The sequence below is a fragment of the Halomonas sp. hl-4 genome (assembly GCF_900215475.1).
GTDB lineage: Bacteria > Pseudomonadota > Gammaproteobacteria > Pseudomonadales > Halomonadaceae > Vreelandella.
This window is the reverse complement of sequence record NZ_LT907845.1, coordinates 1,595,103-1,612,095: the sequence shown is the minus strand read 5'-3', so window position 1 is coordinate 1,612,095 and position 16,993 is coordinate 1,595,103. Positions and strand designations below refer to the sequence as shown.

Below are 16,993 nucleotides of genomic sequence, written 5' to 3'. Positions count from 1 at the left end.
CGTTTTATCTTGCGCTATATTCGTTGGCAGAACGCTTGCGCAGTGTCCAGTAGCCTCCCCATAGCCGTGTTGCCGTGGTAATAAGACAGGCAATGGCAAATACCGTGGCCAGGATTGGGAAGTGGTCTGGGAATAGACAAAACATCACCAGTGCCAGGACGGTTTCGGTTCCTTCGGTTAGGCCTTCCAAGTAGTAGAAGGCCTTTTGCGGGAAATCAGGCCGCTCGACACCCTGCTGCTTGGCGGCGATCGCAAAGGCTAAAAACGACGTACCCGTGCCGATAAAGGCAAACAGCAGCAAAGCGGCGGCGAGGGCATTATCCATTGGGTTGGCTAGTGCAAAGCCTAGGACGACCGCTGCGTAAAACACAAAATCCAGTCCTATATCTAAAAAGCCGCCCGCTTCGCTCGTTTGGCCATTTACCCGGGCCAGCGCACCATCCAGGCCATCCCCTAAGCGGTTCAACAGCACGGCTACTAAGGCAAGGCTGTAATGCTCCCATGCCAGCAATGGCAGGGCAGTGATACCCATTAAGAAAGCGCCGAAGGTAATCTGGTCCGGTGTTAGGCGGCCTTTCAATTGCTGAGCAAGCTGCTCAAGCGGGCGATGGGTTAGCGGCATGGTCCAACGGTCAAGCATTCGCCATTCCTATTTGTTAAGTGGAGTTCATGCTGGTGACCCGCTTAAATTACTGGACTCAAGTATTTATACTTTAGTATTAATTTCCATAAATTACTGGACTAAAGGCGTAGGTCAGTGGAAAACGGGGCCCAAGAATGTGCGTGTCTAGATTGACCATTATTCCATGGTTAGTGTGTGCATTCTTTAACACCTTACATTCTACTCCGTGAGCGAAGTTGTCGTATGCAAAGCAATGGAATGATGACGGTGTGGGACCAGCTTTGGGTCTCCCACCAACAGGCAAAAACACTCTTGATGTGCGCGCTGCCCACCTCGGGTGGGTCAGGCGCTGGCGCGTCCTCAAACAATGGCTCGGGCCATCAGCCGCGTCCACCTGCGTATAAAAAGCCTCAGAAAGTTGGCTTGCTGCTAGGGCCGCTGCTGTTTGCTTTTGTGTTGTTGTTTTTCCATCCCGCCGACCTCAGTTTTGAAGGCCGCATGGTGCTGGCCACGACGCTATGGGTGGCGGTTTGGTGGATTACCGAAGCCATTCCGATTCCGGTGACCTCGCTGTTGCCTATCGTGTTACTACCGATTACCGGTGCGCTGGAGGGCAGTAAGGTCACGGCGGCCTACGGCAACCCGATCATATTCTTGTTCCTGGGCGGCTTTATGATCGCCCTGGCGATGGAGAAATGGGGGCTGCACAAGCGTATTGCACTAGCGATTATTGGCGTGCTGGGCACCAGTATTAATCGCATTGTGTTGGGCTTTATGGCGGCCACCGGGTTCTTGTCGATGTGGGTATCCAACACTGCCTCGGTGATGATGATGCTGCCGATAGGCACGGCGATTGTGTATCAAGTGACCCAGGAGCTAAGCAAAACGGAAGGCGACCACAGCGATGATATCGATAAGTTCAGCAAGGCGCTGATTTTCGGTATCGGCTACGGCGGTACCATCGGCGGCTTGGGCACGCTGATCGGCACGCCGCCCAACATCATTCTCGCGGCGACCGTCTCGGAGCTGTTTGATGTGCAAATTTCTTTCGCCGAGTGGCTATTTTTTGCCTTTCCCGTGGTGGTGATTCTGCTGTTTGCTGCATGGCTACTGCTGACCAGGATTATTTATCCGGTCAAGCTTGGCGATCTGCCCGGTGGTAAAGAAGTTATCCAGAAAGAAAAGCAGGCCCTGGGGGCCACCAGCTTTGAAGAAAAAGCAGTGTTGTGGGTGTTTTTATTCGCTGCTTTTATGTGGATTTCGCGCTCGTTTTTGTGGGAAGGGCAACTGCTGACCATCCCCGGCATTGACGACACCATGGTGGCAATGGTGGCGGCGATTTTACTGTTTTTGATTCCCTCCAAAAATAAGGGTGGCTGCCTGCTGGACTGGGAAGTGGCCAAGGATGTGCCGTGGGGAATCCTGCTGCTGTTCGGCGGGGGCTTGGCGATTGCCGCGGGCTTTAGCTCCTCGGGTCTGGCTGAATGGATCGGCGAGCAAATGAGCGTGCTGGAAGGCGTTAACTTCCTGCTGGTGATTTTACTCGCCAGTGCCATGGTGCTGTTCTTGACCGAGATCACCTCGAACACCGCCACCGCAACGATGATTCTTCCGGTACTGGCGTCGCTGGCGCTGGCGCTAAACGTGCATCCCTTTGTGTTAATGGTGCCTGCGGCCATGGCAGCCAACTGCGCCTTTATGCTGCCGGTGGGTACACCACCTAATGCGATTATCTTCGCCACGGGCAAAATCAAGATCATCGAGATGGTACGTAACGGCTTCTGGCTGAATATCCTGGCGCTGATATTGATCGTCGCCGCGGTCTACTTCCTGCTGCCTATGCTGTGGGACGTCGACCTGACCAGCTACCCGGAGGCGTTTCGTGATTAACTGAGTTAATGATTGTTGAACCTTCCAAGCCTCCATCCATTGATGGAGGCTTTTTTTATCGTCGGTTTAGGTGGTCGCAGCCGTCCCATTTTGCGTGGCGTTTTTCGACAAATAAGCGAAGTTATCTATAGTGCAGGGACAGGGAAGAATATCGAATCACGCGCTTGGCGCGCAGGAGATAAGCAATGGAACGTGTGGAAGAGATAAGTCAGTACTTGCAATCCCATAACCTGAAAATGGCGACAGCCGAATCGTGTACAGCGGGGCTTATTGTGTCAGAGCTGGCCCGTGTGCCCGGCAGCGGCCAGTCAATTGACTGTGGGCTGGCAGTTTATTCTCCCGAGGCCAAACAACGCTATTTGGCAGTGCGTGCCGAGACCATAGAAGCGCATGGCTTAACCAGTGAGCAAACGTCGTCTGAAATGGCGCTGGGGGCGTTGAATAATAACGATGCCGATGTAGCCGTTGCCAATACGGGCATCGCTGGGCCAGAGTCCCACGAGGGAATTCCGGCAGGCACCGTATGCTTTGCCTGGGCGTTTCGCCGCGAACAACAGCAGTACCTGTTTACCGAAACACGGCGCTTTAGCGGTGATCGCAATGATGTTCGCCTTGCCGCTGCGTTTTACGCGTTAGAACGTATCCCTGAGCTTCATGGCCAAGTTGTGAAAGGCGAAGCCAATCCGGCCAACCAACGGGCAACTCAGGTGCATATTCAGACGGTGCTGCACGTCACGCCAACCATCGATCCACGCGAGGAAAGTACCCGGCGCGTGGACTTTTTGTGTCGCCAGATGATCGACACTGGCCAGCACGCATTGGTATTGGGCATTAGCGGAGGCGTGGATTCCACCGTGGCCGGGCGCTTGGCGCAGCTAGCGGTTGAAAAAGCGCGCTCGCAAGGGGTTAATGCACACTTTTATGCCATGCGCTTGCCTTACGCTATCCAGCACGATGAAGACGACGCGCAGAAGGCGATTGAGTTCATCCAACCCGACAGCGTACTCACCGTGAATGTTAAGCCTGCCAGCGACGCCATGCTGGCATCACTGGAAGAAGGTGGGCTGGCGTTTGAGGATCAGCATCAACGTGATTTCGTGTTGGGAAACATCAAGGCACGCCAGCGCATGGTAGCCCAATATGCCGCCGCTGGCGCACGGGGTGGCCTAGTGGTGGGGACTGATCAGACCGCCGAGGCGTTGATGGGCTTTTTTACTAAATTTGGCGACGGCGCCTGTGACGTTGCACCGCTTACCGGGTTGACCAAGGGGCAGGTGCGCGAGTTGGGTGTGGAACTCGGCGCACCTGCTGAACTGGTCGAAAAGCAACCCACCGCCGATCTGGAGTCCCTTAAGCCACAGTTGGCCGATGAACAAGCGCTGGGTGTCAGCTATGCCGAGATTGATGCCTTTTTGGTGGGTGAGCACGTTAGCGACGCGGCCAGCTCCACTATCATTAAGACGTTCCAGCGCACTGAACACAAACGTCAGCTACCGATCACTCCCTAGTTGCTAGCGTCGCCGTGTCAGGTTGATATGATGCAGCCACCTATATTGCTGTCGAGTCTGTCATGCGACTACTACATACCGCCGATTGGCACCTGGGGCGACTGTTCCACAATCTGTCGTTGCTGGATGACCAGCGTCACGTACTCAATCAGCTGATCGACATTGTCGACCGCGAGGCCGTCGATGCGGTACTGATTGCCGGAGATATCTACGACCGTTCGGTGCCGCCTGCCTCGGCGGTGGCACTGCTGGACGAGGTGCTGACAGAGCTGTGTAGCGTGCGCAACCTGCCGGTAGTGATGATTTCCGGTAACCACGACAGCGCCCAACGGCTGGGTTTTGGTGCGCGCCACTTGCGCCAGGCCGGGCTGCATATTCTGTCGGATTTAGCCAATTGTGACCGGCCGGTAACGCTGTCCGCCAAAGGCATCGACATAGACGTTTTCGGTATTCCCTATGCTGACCCCGAGTATGTACGCAGCCAATTGGCAGCGGATGTGCGCGACTTCGATAGCGCCCATCGCTACCTGGTCGAACGAATCAACGCTCAGCGCCACCCAGCCCGCCCCACGGTGCTGATGAGCCACTGCTTTGTGGATGGCGGCAGCGCTTCGGACTCCGAGCGGCCGCTGACGCTGGGAGGTGCCGAGAGTGTGGCCTGGGAGCCGATGCAGGACTTCGACTACGTGGCATTAGGGCATTTGCACGGGCCGCAGTATCGCGGCGGCGAGCATATTCGCTATAGCGGCTCGTTACTCAAGTACAGCTTTTCCGAAGCCAGCCAGCGCAAAGGCATTACCCTGGTGGATATTGACGAGAAGGGCGTGCGGCATATCGAGCACCGCCCACTTGAGCCGCGCCTGGACGTGCGCATTCTGGAAGGAGAGCTTGAATCGTTGATCGCCGACGGTGTTAGCGATCCTAACGCAGACGACTACCTGCTGGTGCGCTTGACCGACCGGCATGCCATCCTCGACCCCATGGGCAAGCTGCGCGAGGTCTATCCCAATGTGCTGCACCTGGAGAAACCCGGCATGCTGGAAGCGCGTGGCCGCCAACAGTTGGATCGCGAGCGGCTGCAGTTCAGCGCACTGGATATGTTCAGCGACTTTTTTACCCAGACCAGTGGCGAGCCCATGACCGACGAGCAAGCCGAGGCAATAAGCCAACTGATTGGCGAGCTAAGCCGCGACCAGGAGGCTCAAGAATGACGCCGCTATGCTTAACCATGCAGGCCTTTGGCCCCTTTGCCGGGCGCGAAACCGTCGACTTCGCGGCGCTGGGGCAAAGCCCGCTGTTCTTGATTAACGGCCCCACCGGCGCAGGTAAAAGCTCGATTTTAGATGCGCTGTGCTTTGCCCTTTATGGCCAGACGACCGGCGCTGAGCGCGAGGCAAGCCAAATGCGCTGCGACCAGGCAGCGGCAGCGTTGCTCACCGAGGTAACGCTGGATTTTCGCCTGCGCGATGAGGCCTTCCGGGTACGCCGTGTGCCTCAGCAGGAGCGCCCCAAGGCACGCGGTGAAGGCACCACCGCGCAAAACGCCGAAGCCCAGCTATGGCGGCTGACCGCCGACGGCGAGCAAGGCGAGTGCCTGGTGGCCAAAAGCGTCAACGATGCCAACACCCAGATTCAGGGCCTGATAGGCCTCGACGCCAACCAGTTTCGTCAGGTAATGGTGTTGCCCCAGGGCAAGTTCCGCGAGCTGCTGCTGGCCGGGTCGAAAGACCGCGAAGTGATTTTTTCCCAGCTATTTCAGACACAGATATTCCAGCGCATTGAAGAGCGCCTGCGCACCCAGGCCAATCAGATCGAGCGCGACGTTAATAACCATCGCCAACGGGTGCAGGGTATTTTGCAGGCCAGCGAGGTGGAAAATGAAGCCGCGTTGGACGAAGAACGCAGCGCCCTTGAGCCACAAAGCGCTGCTGCCCAGCGCGACTACGCTGACGCCAAAGCGCGCCGGGAGGCCGCTGAACACGCTGAGCGCAAGGGTAAGGAGTTGCAGGCGCGGTTCGAACAGCAGGCAGCGCTCAGCTCGGCCAAGAAGGCGCTTTTAAGCCAGCAGGACGACATCGAAGACGCCCAGGCCCGCCTGGCCGCCCACGGAAAAACTCAGGCGTTGGCAACAGACTACCATCGCTTGCAAACGGCCCAGCAAACGGACCGCGCTACCCGGGAAGAGCTCGCCCAGGCTGAGGCCGCCATGGTCCAGCAGCAAGCCGCACAGGCCGACGCCCAGCGGGCTCTGGAGAACGCCAAACCGCAATTTGAGCAACTGCCAACATGGCGCGAGCGGGCGTTCCGGCTGAATCACGCGGTTGAGAAGTGCCAAGAGCTGGCCGCGCTTGAAACTCAGCGCGAGCGGCTTGCCGAGCAGGTCGAGGGAGCCGCCGCCGAGATCAATCGACAGCGGCCAAGCGTCGAGGTGGCAGAACAGCATGCCACCGAACAGGAGAGGCGTTGGCACCAAGGCCAGGCGGCTTTGCTCGCCCAGCGCTTGGAAGCCCAGGTGCCTTGCCCGGTATGCGGCAGCCGTGACCACCCGGCCCCTGCCGTGGTCGAGCAAGCGCCCGTCACCCAGGCCGAGGTTAAACAGGCCCGTGCTGCATTGGATAAGGCCCGCCAGGGCATAGTGACAGCCGAGCAGCACCACGCCCAGCTTAGCCAGCAACTCGCCGACAAGACGGCGCATTGTCAGCGGCTGCGTGGCGAGCTGGGCGAGCATGCCTCCCTTGAGGCACTGAAAGCCGACCAGATTCAACTCAACGCCGATATTCAGGCCGCCGAAACCGCCTGGCAAACCGCCCAGGAACGCGCCCAGCATGCACAGACGGCGCTGGCCCGCGCCGAAACAACGCTGAACGATGTTCGCAAGCGTCAGGCCAGCGCCGATAGCGCTCTGGACGAGGCACTGAAGGCCTGGCAGCGCGCCCTGGCCGATAGCGTCTTTGACGATGAGGAGGCGTTTAATAGGGCACGGCTGAGCGAGGCCGATTTCCAGCGGTTGAGCAACGCGGTGACCCATTTTCAACGTGAACTGGCTAAGCTGGAAGGTCAGTTGGAGGCGGTTCAAGCTCACCTTGAGGGACAAACGCCGCCGGACCTGCTCGGCCTGGCCGAGCAAGTCGCCGAGGCAAAGGCCCAGGAGCAAGCCCGCGAGCAGGCCTATCAGCAGCTGGCCGCCCGGGTGGCGCAGCTTAATGCCACGCGTGAAAAACTTGATGCTGCCCACGCCGCCCAAGCATCGCTTGAGGCGCAGTATCGTATATGGGGAACGTTAAGTGAGGTGGCCAACGGGCGTACCGGGCAGCGCATTAGTCTGCAGCGGTTCGTGCTCGGCGTGCTGCTGGACGATGTCTTGATTCAAGCCTCCGAACGTCTGGTACGCATGAGCCGAGGGCGCTATCAGTTGGTCCGCCGGGAGGATCCCTCCAAAGGCAATCGCGCCTCGGGGCTGGAACTGGATGTGGCCGATACCTACACCGGCAAGAACCGGTCAGTGGCCACTTTATCGGGCGGTGAATCCTTTATGGCGGCGCTCGCACTAGCGTTGGGGCTTTCCGACGTGGTGCAGGCTTATGCTGGCGGTATTCAGTTGGATACGTTATTTATCGACGAGGGGTTTGGCAGTCTCGATCAGGATGCATTGGACCAAGCGATTACCATGCTCAGCGAGCTGCAAATGGGCGGGCGCATGATTGGGATTATTTCCCACGTTAGCGAACTGAAAGAGCAAATGCCGGTCCGTGTGGATGTGCGCGCGAGCCGTCATGGAAGTACCGTCGCCCTTCAAGGCGGGGTCTAGCGCAATGCTGGAATAGCCTCTTTAATAGCTGTTGTTCACACGTTGATACCCCTAGGAGCATACCTATGAACGCAAGCAAGATTCTGCAGCAGCTCATGCAACAGGCAGGTGGAAGTCAAAAAGGCAGCGGTGTCGATGTGAAAGGCATGCTCGATGGTCTTTCCAAGCAGTTCGGCGGCGGTAGCCAAAACGCCAGAAGCGGTGGCTCTGGCGGTGTGGATTTGAAAAGCCTGCTGGGCGGCGGCGCCATGGGCATGCTGGTGGGCTCCAAGCGCGGCCGAAAGCTTGGGGGTAGCGCGCTTAAGTACGGCGCGATTGCCGGGGTGGGGGTATTAGCGTGGAAAGCCTGGCAAAACGCTCAGGCGAATAAAAATTCGTCAAGCGAGCAAACCAGCGCCGAAGGCGAGCGTGTTGAGGTGCTCAATGGCGAGTACCAGGAGCGGCGTAGCCTGGAATTATTGCAGGCGATGATCATGGCCGCTCGTGCCGATGGGCATATCGACGAGCAGGAGCAGGCGTTGATCACCGACCAGATCGACGCGCTTGGTGCTGATCAGGAAATGCATAACTGGATTGAGCAACAGCTAAAAGCGCCGTTAGACGCTAAAGCCCTGGCCCGTGAAGCAGACTCGCCTCAAGCGGCAAGGGAAATGTATTTAATCAGCGTCGCCGTCACCGATGAGCAAAACCCCATGGAGCGTGCCTGGCTCGACCAGTTGGCAAACGCCCTGGCGTTATCGCCGGACATGGCTCGCGAGCTTGAACACCAAGCGCAGCAGGCGGGTTAATGCTCGATACGCTTAATTTATGGGTTGCTACCGGGCTGGGGCTGGGGCAGTTACCGGTAGCCCCAGGCACCTTTGGTTCGTTGCTGGGCATTCCTTTGGCCTGGTGGCTGTTAGGGCGGCCGGTAGGTCAGCAGGCCGCGTTTATCTTCGCGCTATTGGTACTGGCGGTGCCGGTTTGTGATTTGGCGTCGCTGCATTTTATCGACACCGACCACGGCAGCATCGTGGCGGACGAGTATGCGGCGTTTCCGTTAGCCGTACTGGGCCTCCATGCGGCTCGCCAGCCGCTGGTGATGGCGTTAGCATTTGCCGTTTATCGGTTCTTCGATAGCCTTAAGCCACCGCCGATTCACTTGGCCGAGTTGGTGGATGGCGGCTTGGGAGTCGTCTTGGATGACGTACTGGCTGCGGGCGTTACTTGGGTTGTGGTCGCTTTTGGCTTATTTATTTGGCGTCGCTATCAGCCGCGTAATCGCTGAATAGGCGTTATGGCAACAGCAAAAAGCGCCGCAGGTGTTGAGCCTGCGGCGCTTGTGGTTACAACGTCGTTTACCGCTTGACGCACTTTACTCTTGTACGACAACCACCGATTTGGCGTTGACGAATTCACGCATACCGAAGCCGCCGTGTTCGCGCCCATAGCCGGAATCCTTGACGCCGCCAAAGGGCATTTCCGGCGTGGCAACGCCAAAGCCGTTGATAAACACCATGCCGGTATCAAAGTACTTGCTGGCAAGCTCTGTGGCGCGCTTCACGTCCTTGGAGATAATGCCGCCACCCAGGCCGTAACGACTGTCGTTGGCGATGCGCATGGCGTCGTCATCGTCCTTGGCGCGAATCAATGCGGCCACTGGGCCGAATAATTCGTCGTCGTAGGCGGGCTGGCCGGGGGTGACGTTATCCAGCACGGTGACCGGATAGAACGCGCCCTTGCCCGATGGTTTTTCGCCACCGCAGAGGATTTTGGCCCCTTTACGTACGCTCTCTTCGACTTGCTCGTGAAGGTCGTCACGCAGGTCAACGCGTGCCATCGGGCCAAGGTCGCTGCCTTCTTGGGTCGGGTCGCCTGCTTTGAGGGCCTTCATGCGCTCGACATAGCGTTCTTTGAACGCCGCATAGTTTTTTTCAGTGACGACGAAGCGCTTTGCCGCCACGCAGGTTTGCCCGCCGTTGTAGACGCGCCCCTGCACACATGTCTCGACGGCCACGTCGAGGTCGGCATCGTCCAATACCAGATAGGCGTCGTTAGAGCCTAGTTCGAGCACCGTTTTCTTCAGGTGTTCGGCCGCTTTGCCAGCGACTTTACGCCCGGCGCCGTCACTGCCGGTGAGCGTCACGCCGCGCACGGCTGGGTGAGCAATCACCTCATCGGATACGTCGTGGGAAATCACCAGGGTGCGGAAGACGTTTTCCGGCAGGCCCGCCTCGCGGTAGATTTTCTCCAGCAGCAGGCCGCTGCCGGTGACACATTCAGCGTGCTTTAGCAGCACGGCGTTGCCCGCCATAATATTGGCAATTGAATAGCGCACTACTTGATAGGCGGGGAAGTTCCAGGGCTGAATGCCGTAGATAACCCCCATTGGCGAATAGGTCACAATACCGCGTTCACCGTTGCTGGGGTTGCGCGTTTCATCGGCGAGTACCTCGGGGCCGCGCTCTGCGGTGTAATCGCAGATACCAACGCATAGGTCCACCTCCTCGTGCGCCTGTTCGGGTAGCTTGCCCATTTCTTTGACCATCAAATCGGCCAGCTCGTCTTTGTGCGCTTTAAGCGCCTCACCGATGGCTTTCACCATTTTAGCGCGGTGCTCAAGTGGCTTGAGCCGCCAGTCGAGAAAGGCTTGGTGACTTGCCTCAACCACCTGCTTCGCTTGGCTGGCATCCATCAGCGTGTAGGTTTGTAGCGTTTCGCCGGTGGTAGGGTTAACGGTGGTGATGCTGTTGCTCATAAGATCTCCTATCTTTAGATCAACGCTTTTTAAATTAATGCTATTTAAATCAATAGACTAAAGTTCAACGCATCCTAACGTTGTGCCATTTTAGACGACTGGTCTACTGATGCTGCCCAGTCACTGTAGTAGAAAATTATCGATGCTGCCTAATAGGCGCTCGCTATGGCTGAGGCGTGCTGTGACTAGTCAAAAGTCGGCCCACCTGCCTCGTCACCCCATACCGCTTCCAGGCGGTCGTCGCGTCCGCAACTGAAACGATAGAACTTATAGCGCACGGGGTTTTTCTGGTAGTAATTCTGATGGTATTCCTCGGCTTCCCAAAAGGTGTCAGCGGGCAGTATCTCGGTGGTTATCTCTTGATCGAAGCGCTCCTCCATCTCGGCTTTGGAGGCTTCAGCCAGCTCGCGCTGTTCGTCATTCTGATAAAAAATCGCAGCGCGGTATTGGTCGCCCTCGTCGCAGAACTGGCGACCGACCGCGAACGGGTCGATATTACGCCAGTAAATCTCGAGTAGTTGTTCGTAGCTGATCTGGTCGGCGTCGTATTCTACCTTGACCACTTCAATATGGTCGGTATCGCCGCTGCTGACGTCGTCGTAAGTAGGGTCTTCCAGCTCGCCACCGGTATAGCCGGAAATGGTTGCTGTTACGCCGGGCTGGCGGTCGTAGGGTGGCTCCATGCACCAGAAGCAGCCGCCGGCAAAGACCGCTTCAGCGGGCGTCTCGGCCTGCAGCGAAGTGCTGGTGATGCCCATAGTGGCCGTCACGACACATAGGGTTAACGGGCGTAGAGGTAAGCATTGCAACATGAGACAGACTCCAAGGAAGCTAAGTAAGCAGCTAATGAAACTCTAGTCGTTAAGTTGCTTTGGGGTTACTTTCCTTACAGCCGTGGTTTCCAGTGATTAAATCTTAGCTATGGCGTGGTGGCCAGACGTCATCCAGGGTTTTTAACGCAGCGGCAATCGGTGGTTCAGCGGCACGGTCGTGTCGCCAAATCAGGCCCAAAGCGCAGGGTAGGCGAACCTGGTCCGCCACGGCCAGGCCGCTTTCCTGGCGTTCGGCCATGGCCAGGGCGTCGCGGGCCAGGCTCAGCCCAACGCCCGCACGAACCAGGTCGAGCATGCAGGCTTCCTGGTCGACCTGGGCGACGCGATTTGGGGTGACGCCGCAGTCGGCCAAACGGTGTTGCAGCAGCCGGTGGTGGGCCGAGTCGGGCGGGGTAACAATCCACGGCAGGCGTGCCAGTGACGCCCAACGGGTATCTGCCAGCCGTGCCTCCCAGCCGGCGGGGGCAATCACGTGATAATCAAACTGGGTCAGCTCACGCCAGGCAAGCGCCGGATGGCCCGTGCCTTCCCCGGGCGGGGCGAGATAAAAGCCAACGTCCAACTCGCCCTGCTCGATGCGCGCGAGCACCCGGCCGCTCATGCCGTGGTGCAGTTCGGTTTCCAACTGCGGAGCGCGCAACATCAGGCGGCTCAGAAACGCCCCCAGCCGAATAAACTCAGGGTCGACAATGGTGCCGATGGTTAGTTTGCCGCGCAGTGTGCTGTGTAGCGCGCTGGCAGTTTGCTCAAAGGCGCTTGCGCTGGCCAGGGCCTTTTCGGCAGCGGGCAAGAGGGCAAGGCCGTCGGCGGTCAGGCTAAGGCCCTGAGGGCGTCGGCTGAACAGCGTCAGCCCCAAGCTGGCCTGAAGCTGCTTCAACTTTAGGCTAACCGCGGGCTGGGTCAGGTGCAGTTGTTCGGCGGCGCGTGACACGCTGCCGGTTCGGGCAACGGCCACAAAGGCGCGTAACGAGGCGTATTCCTGCATAAGCGTCTTCTCAGAGCGTGTTGTTATTAGCTGAGCTTATATCGTGGTTAAAAATTACTCAATTGATTGTCCCGCAAAGCCGCGTAATGTGGTCGTATCCCTCGTTAGACCCTCATGATACTTATAAAGGTTGCTTCCATGACCACCGCGACAACGACGACCGCCATCCACCACTTCATCAACGGCCAGCCAAGCGAAGGTACCGGGGCTGCCCAGGACGTTTTTAACCCGGCCACGGGGCGGGTGACCGGGCACGTGTCGCTTGCCGGCGAGCGCGAGGTCAATTCGGCCGTGGCCGCTGCCCAGGCCGCTTTTCCTGCCTGGGCCGACACGCCGCCGATTCGCCGGGCACGGGTGATGTTCAAGTTCCTTGAACTGCTGAATGCCAATAAGGACGCCCTCGCCGAGGCGATTACCAAAGAGCACGGCAAGGTATTTACCGATGCCCAGGGGGAAGTCGCCCGCGGCATCGATATCGTCGAGTTTGCCTGCGGTATTCCGCAGCTGATGAAAGGCGATTACACCGAGCAGGTCAGCACCGGGATCGATAACTGGACGGTGCGCCAGCCGCTGGGCGTGGTGGCGGGCATCACGCCGTTCAACTTCCCGGTCATGGTGCCTATGTGGATGTTCCCGGTCGCCATCGCCACAGGGAATACCTTTATCCTCAAGCCCAGCCCGCTGGACCCCAGCGCCTCGCTGCTGATCGCCGATCTGCTCAAGCAGGCCGGCTTGCCCGACGGCGTGTTCAACGTGGTGCAGGGCGGTAAGGACGCGGTCGAGTTTCTGCTGGATCACCCTGACGTCAAGGCCCTGTCGTTTGTCGGCTCCACGCCCATCGCCAACCTGATTTACGAGCGTGGTGCCCGCCACGGCAAGCGCGTCCAGGCGCTCGGCGGGGCGAAAAACCACATGGTGGTGATGCCCGACGCGCACCTGGATAAAGCCGTGGACGCGCTGATCGGCGCGGCGTACGGCTCGGCAGGGGAGCGCTGCATGGCGATCAGTGTGGCGGTACTGGTCGGTGACGTCGCCGACAAGGTCGTCCCCGCTCTCAAGGAGCGTGCCCAAGCGCTCAAAGTGAAAAATGGCATGCAGCTGGACGCCGAGATGGGCCCGATCGTGACCCGCGAAGCGCACCAGCGGATTACCGGCTACATCGACAAGGGCGTAGCGGAAGGCGCCGAGCTGCTGGTCGACGGGCGCGAGTTTGACGCAGGCCAGACCGGCGATGGCTGCGCTGATGGCTTCTGGATGGGCGGCACGCTGTTCGATCACGTCACCCCTGACATGACCATCTATAAAGAAGAGATTTTCGGCCCGGTACTGGTCTGCGTACGGGTGCCCGATGCCGCCACGGCGATTCAACTGATCAACGATCATGAATTCGGCAACGGCGTCAGCTGCTTTACCGAAAGCGGCAGCGTGGCACGTGAATTTGGCCGCCGCATTCAGGTGGGCATGGTCGGCATCAATGTGCCCATCCCGGTGCCCATGGCGTGGCACGGCTTCGGCGGCTGGAAGCGCTCGCTGTTTGGCGATACCCATGCCTATGGTGAAGAAGGCGTGCGTTTCTACACCAAGCAGAAGTCGATCATGCAGCGCTGGTCCGACTCGATCGATGGCGGGGCGGACTTTGTCATGCCCACGGCTAAGTAAAGCGCTCTTGCGCCGGGAGTCAGCCCATGTCCGATATCTCTCATCAGTTTGACTACATCGTGGTCGGCGCAGGCACCGCCGGGTGCCTGCTGGCCAACCGCTTGAGCGCCAACCCGAACCATCGGGTATTGCTGATCGAGGCGGGCGGGCGCGATAACTATCACTGGATTCATATTCCGGTGGGCTATCTGTACTGCATTAATAATCCACGCACCGATTGGATGTTCCGCACCGAACCGGATAAGGGGCTCAACGGCCGCTCGCTGATTTATCCACGTGGCAAAACGCTGGGTGGCTGTTCGAGTATCAACGGCATGATTTACATGCGTGGTCAGGCACGAGATTACGATCACTGGGCCGAGGTGACCGGCGATGACGCTTGGCGCTGGGAGAACTGCCTGCCCGATTTTATCAAGCATGAAGACCATTACCGGCTGGACGACGGCGGCGATGGCGACGCGACGCATCGTGATTTTCACGGCCACGGTGGCGAATGGCGGGTCGAAAAACAGCGTCTCAAGTGGCAGGTGTTGGACGATTTTGCCGAGGCGGCGGTTGAGGCGGGTGTCCCGCGCACCGATGATTTTAACCGCGGGTCCAATGAGGGGGTGGCGTATTTCGAGGTCAATCAGCGCGCGGGCTGGAGATGGAACACGGCTAAAGCGTTTTTACGCCCCGCGCTCAAGCGGGGTAATTTGACGCTTTGGCACTCTACCCAGGTGAACCGACTGTGCTTTGAGCATAATGAAGGGGCAACGCAGTGTAGCGGGATAGAGGTGGTACGTGACGCAAAAACCGTTCAGGTTAACGCCAGCCGGGAAGTCGTGCTGTGCGCTGGGGCGATTGGCTCGCCACATCTGCTGCAGCTGTCGGGGGTGGGGCCCGCTGACCTGCTGCGCGAGCATGATATCAAGGTGGTTCACGATCTTCCGGGCGTCGGCGAAAATCTACAGGATCATCTGCAAATTCGCTCGGTGTACCGAGTGTCGAAGGCCAAAACCCTTAACGCCATGGCCAGTACGCTGTGGGGCAAGGCGGGCATCGGCTGGGAATATCTCACTAAACGCACCGGGCCGATGAGTATGGCACCCTCGCAGTTGGGTGCCTTTACGCGCAGTTCGGATGACTATAGCCACCCCAATATTGAGTATCACGTTCAGCCATTAAGTTTGGAAGCCTTTGGCCAACCGCTCCACCCGTACCCGGCGATCACCGCGAGCGTGTGTAATTTAAACCCGACAAGCCGAGGCACAGTGCGCTTGAAAAGCCGCGACCCGCGCCAGGCGCCGGCAATATCACCTAACTATTTGAGCACGCCGGAGGATCGCAAGGTGGCCGCCGATTCATTGCGGGTGACGCGTAAAATCGCCGAGCAGCCGGCGTTTGCCAAGTATCAACCTGAGGAGGTGAAGCCCGGCCTTGAGTATCAGAGCGATGACGAACTGGCACGCCTGGCGGGGGATATTGGCACGACGATTTTTCATCCTGTCGGCACCGCGCGGATGGGCCGGGAAGACGACTCCATGGCCGTCGTCGATAGCCAATTGCGCGTACGCGGTATCAGTGGGTTGCGCGTCGCGGATGCTAGCGTGATGCCGACAATCACTAGCGGTAACACCAATTCACCCACGCTGATGATCGCCGAAAAAGCGGCGGATTGGATATTATCGGAACGGTCATCGTACTGACATTTTTTTACGCGATAGTGTTGACGTGCGCTGAAACAAGGCGCATCCTTCTCGGCAGTAGGTTAGCAAGTCGAACGTTGTCAGCAGTATCGAAGCGCCGCAAGCGTTGAGTCTGGTGAAAGTTTCTTGTTCTACCCACTGCAACTCGGGTATTACCCGGCTCTAAATACGCTTAATCGAGGATTTCGATCATGGCAACTGGTACCGTTAAGTGGTTTAACGACACTAAAGGCTTCGGCTTTATTTCTCCGGACGACAACGGCGACGATCTGTTCGCTCACTTCTCCGAAATTCAGGCTGACGGTTTTAAAACTCTGCAAGACGGCCAGAAGGTTTCCTTCGACGTCACTCAGGGTAAAAAAGGCCTTCAGGCTTCTAACATCAAAGTTCTATAAGTTAGAATATTGATGTTTGCCGCTAACGATTAATGTTAGCGCGCACAAAACCCCGCCATGTGCGGGGTTTTTTGTATGTGTATGAAAACCAGCCACATTACTCGCCCCGAGCGTTGCTTTGCGCTAGGGTGGCGTTTTTAAAGCAAGGAATGAATGACCATGACAGCGCCTGGCGAACTTATCATCGAGCCGAAGAGCGGCAAGCCCGCCGATGCGTGTGTATTCATACTGCATGGCCTAGGTGCAGACGGCCACGATTTTGAACCACTGGTCCCTGCGCTGGGCTTGCCCGCCAGCGCCAAGGTGCGCTTTATTATGCCCCACGCGCCCCGACTTGCGGTGACCATTAACGGCGGTATGGTGATGCCCGCGTGGTACGATATTTTGGCGATGGACCTGGGTCGTCGGGTCGATGAAGTACAATTGAAAGTAGCCGCTAAACGTATTCAAGCGCTCATCCAGGAGCAAATTGACCAGGGTATCGATAGCCAGCGTATTATCGTGGCAGGTTTTTCCCAGGGTGGAGCAGTGGCCTATCACGCAGCGCTTTCCTTCCCGCAGCCGCTCGGTGGGCTGCTGGCCATGTCGAGTTATTTTGCGACCGCCGACAGCATTGCTCTGGCAGAGGCTAACCGGCAAATTCCCATTGAGGTCCAGCACGGCAGCTTTGACCCCATCGTGCCGGAGAGCTTGGGAAAAAGTGGAGCTGAGCGCTTGACCGGGATGGGCTATGCGGTGAATTACCGTCAGTATCCCATGGCTCACTCGCTTTGCCCGCAGCAGGTAAGCGATATCAGTAAGTGGCTTACCCAACGGCTTAGCTAAATGCTGCGTCGACAACGGCTCAAAAGGGATGCACAGTGAGTGT

Annotated in this window: 14 protein-coding genes; 10 read left to right on the top strand and 4 right to left on the bottom strand. The window is 58.1% G+C overall.

What is annotated here, in order from left to right; genetic code table 11:
• Positions 1–4: 4 nt before the first annotated feature.
• A complete protein-coding gene (locus CPH17_RS07760) occupies positions 5–640 on the bottom strand; it encodes a CDP-alcohol phosphatidyltransferase family protein (RefSeq protein WP_074397216.1) in 636 nt (211 codons plus the stop codon).
• 243 nt (positions 641–883) lie between these two features.
• Here CPH17_RS07760 and CPH17_RS07755 point away from each other — a divergent pair, with 243 nt between their 5' ends.
• The 6 genes from CPH17_RS07755 to CPH17_RS07730 all read left to right on the top strand — a co-directional run bounded on the left by CPH17_RS07755 (position 884) and on the right by CPH17_RS07730 (position 9,095).
• Positions 884–2,512, top strand: coding sequence for an SLC13 family permease (locus CPH17_RS07755; RefSeq protein ID WP_074398540.1), 1,629 nt, complete (start codon positions 884–886; stop codon positions 2,510–2,512).
• 185 nt (positions 2,513–2,697) lie between these two features.
• Positions 2,698–4,020, top strand: a complete 1,323-nt coding sequence (gene nadE / locus CPH17_RS20435) for an ammonia-dependent NAD(+) synthetase (RefSeq protein ID WP_082934262.1) — start codon at positions 2,698–2,700, stop codon at positions 4,018–4,020.
• 62 nt (positions 4,021–4,082) lie between these two features.
• A complete protein-coding gene (locus CPH17_RS07745; RefSeq protein ID WP_074397215.1) occupies positions 4,083–5,231 on the top strand; it encodes an exonuclease SbcCD subunit D in 1,149 nt (382 codons plus the stop codon).
• Positions 5,228–7,828 carry an AAA family ATPase gene (locus CPH17_RS07740; protein ID WP_074397214.1) on the top strand — a complete coding sequence of 867 codons (2,601 nt, stop codon included), beginning with the start codon at positions 5,228–5,230 and terminating at the stop codon, positions 7,826–7,828. The genes CPH17_RS07745 and CPH17_RS07740 overlap by 4 nt, the downstream gene beginning before the upstream one ends.
• A 65-nt stretch (positions 7,829–7,893) precedes the next feature.
• Positions 7,894–8,616 carry a tellurite resistance TerB family protein gene (locus CPH17_RS07735; RefSeq protein ID WP_074397213.1) on the top strand — a complete coding sequence of 241 codons (723 nt, stop codon included), beginning with the start codon at positions 7,894–7,896 and terminating at the stop codon, positions 8,614–8,616.
• The gene (locus tag CPH17_RS07730; protein WP_074397212.1) at positions 8,616–9,095 is read left to right on the top strand and encodes a phosphatidylglycerophosphatase A family protein; all 480 of its coding nucleotides are present in this window, start codon (positions 8,616–8,618) and stop codon (positions 9,093–9,095) included. The genes CPH17_RS07735 and CPH17_RS07730 overlap by 1 nt, the downstream gene beginning before the upstream one ends.
• 87 nt (positions 9,096–9,182) lie before the next feature.
• On the opposite strand, the gene CPH17_RS07725 is transcribed toward CPH17_RS07730, so the two are convergent.
• The 3 genes from CPH17_RS07725 to CPH17_RS07715 all read right to left on the bottom strand — a co-directional run bounded on the left by CPH17_RS07725 (position 9,183) and on the right by CPH17_RS07715 (position 12,383).
• The gene (locus CPH17_RS07725) at positions 9,183–10,565 is read right to left on the bottom strand and encodes an NAD-dependent succinate-semialdehyde dehydrogenase (RefSeq protein ID WP_074397211.1); all 1,383 of its coding nucleotides are present in this window, start codon (positions 10,563–10,565) and stop codon (positions 9,183–9,185) included.
• A 185-nt stretch (positions 10,566–10,750) separates the two neighbouring features.
• Positions 10,751–11,377, bottom strand: coding sequence for a peptide-methionine (S)-S-oxide reductase MsrA (gene msrA, locus CPH17_RS07720; protein ID WP_074397210.1), 627 nt, complete (start codon positions 11,375–11,377; stop codon positions 10,751–10,753).
• A gap of 103 nt (positions 11,378–11,480) precedes the next feature.
• Positions 11,481–12,383, bottom strand: a complete 903-nt coding sequence (locus CPH17_RS07715) for a LysR family transcriptional regulator (protein WP_074397209.1) — start codon at positions 12,381–12,383, stop codon at positions 11,481–11,483.
• A 138-nt stretch (positions 12,384–12,521) separates the two neighbouring features.
• Between CPH17_RS07715 and CPH17_RS07710 the strand changes: the two genes are divergently transcribed.
• From CPH17_RS07710 to CPH17_RS07695, 4 genes are all read left to right on the top strand, one after another.
• Complete coding sequence (locus tag CPH17_RS07710) at positions 12,522–14,042, top strand: CoA-acylating methylmalonate-semialdehyde dehydrogenase (protein WP_074397208.1); 1,521 nt, start codon at positions 12,522–12,524, stop codon at positions 14,040–14,042.
• A gap of 26 nt (positions 14,043–14,068) precedes the next feature.
• Positions 14,069–15,730 (top strand): GMC family oxidoreductase, encoded by a 1,662-nt coding sequence (locus CPH17_RS07705; RefSeq protein ID WP_074397207.1) that lies wholly within the window; start codon positions 14,069–14,071, stop codon positions 15,728–15,730.
• 191 nt (positions 15,731–15,921) lie between these two features.
• Positions 15,922–16,125, top strand: a complete 204-nt coding sequence (locus CPH17_RS07700) for a cold-shock protein (RefSeq protein WP_009101184.1) — start codon at positions 15,922–15,924, stop codon at positions 16,123–16,125.
• Positions 16,126–16,284: 159 nt separating this feature from the next.
• Positions 16,285–16,950, top strand: coding sequence for an alpha/beta hydrolase (locus tag CPH17_RS07695; protein ID WP_074397206.1), 666 nt, complete (start codon positions 16,285–16,287; stop codon positions 16,948–16,950).
• Positions 16,951–16,993: the final 43 nt, after the last annotated feature.

Bases quoted from the DNA above. Each gene is read 5' to 3' on its own strand.
- CPH17_RS07760 (WP_074397216.1), bottom strand. From the start codon at position 640: ATGCTTGACCGTTGGACCATGCCGCTAACCCATCGCCCGCTTGAGCAG.
- CPH17_RS07755 (WP_074398540.1), top strand. From the start codon at position 884: ATGACGGTGTGGGACCAGCTTTGGGTCTCCCACCAACAGGCAAAAACA.
- nadE (WP_082934262.1), top strand. From the start codon at position 2,698: ATGGAACGTGTGGAAGAGATAAGTCAGTACTTGCAATCCCATAACCTG.
- CPH17_RS07745 (WP_074397215.1), top strand. From the start codon at position 4,083: ATGCGACTACTACATACCGCCGATTGGCACCTGGGGCGACTGTTCCAC.
- CPH17_RS07740 (WP_074397214.1), top strand. From the start codon at position 5,228: ATGACGCCGCTATGCTTAACCATGCAGGCCTTTGGCCCCTTTGCCGGG.
- CPH17_RS07735 (WP_074397213.1), top strand. From the start codon at position 7,894: ATGAACGCAAGCAAGATTCTGCAGCAGCTCATGCAACAGGCAGGTGGA.
- CPH17_RS07730 (WP_074397212.1), top strand. From the start codon at position 8,616: ATGCTCGATACGCTTAATTTATGGGTTGCTACCGGGCTGGGGCTGGGG.
- CPH17_RS07725 (WP_074397211.1), bottom strand. From the start codon at position 10,565: ATGAGCAACAGCATCACCACCGTTAACCCTACCACCGGCGAAACGCTA.
- msrA (WP_074397210.1), bottom strand. From the start codon at position 11,377: ATGTTGCAATGCTTACCTCTACGCCCGTTAACCCTATGTGTCGTGACG.
- CPH17_RS07715 (WP_074397209.1), bottom strand. From the start codon at position 12,383: ATGCAGGAATACGCCTCGTTACGCGCCTTTGTGGCCGTTGCCCGAACC.
- CPH17_RS07710 (WP_074397208.1), top strand. From the start codon at position 12,522: ATGACCACCGCGACAACGACGACCGCCATCCACCACTTCATCAACGGC.
- CPH17_RS07705 (WP_074397207.1), top strand. From the start codon at position 14,069: ATGTCCGATATCTCTCATCAGTTTGACTACATCGTGGTCGGCGCAGGC.
- CPH17_RS07700 (WP_009101184.1), top strand. From the start codon at position 15,922: ATGGCAACTGGTACCGTTAAGTGGTTTAACGACACTAAAGGCTTCGGC.
- CPH17_RS07695 (WP_074397206.1), top strand. From the start codon at position 16,285: ATGACAGCGCCTGGCGAACTTATCATCGAGCCGAAGAGCGGCAAGCCC.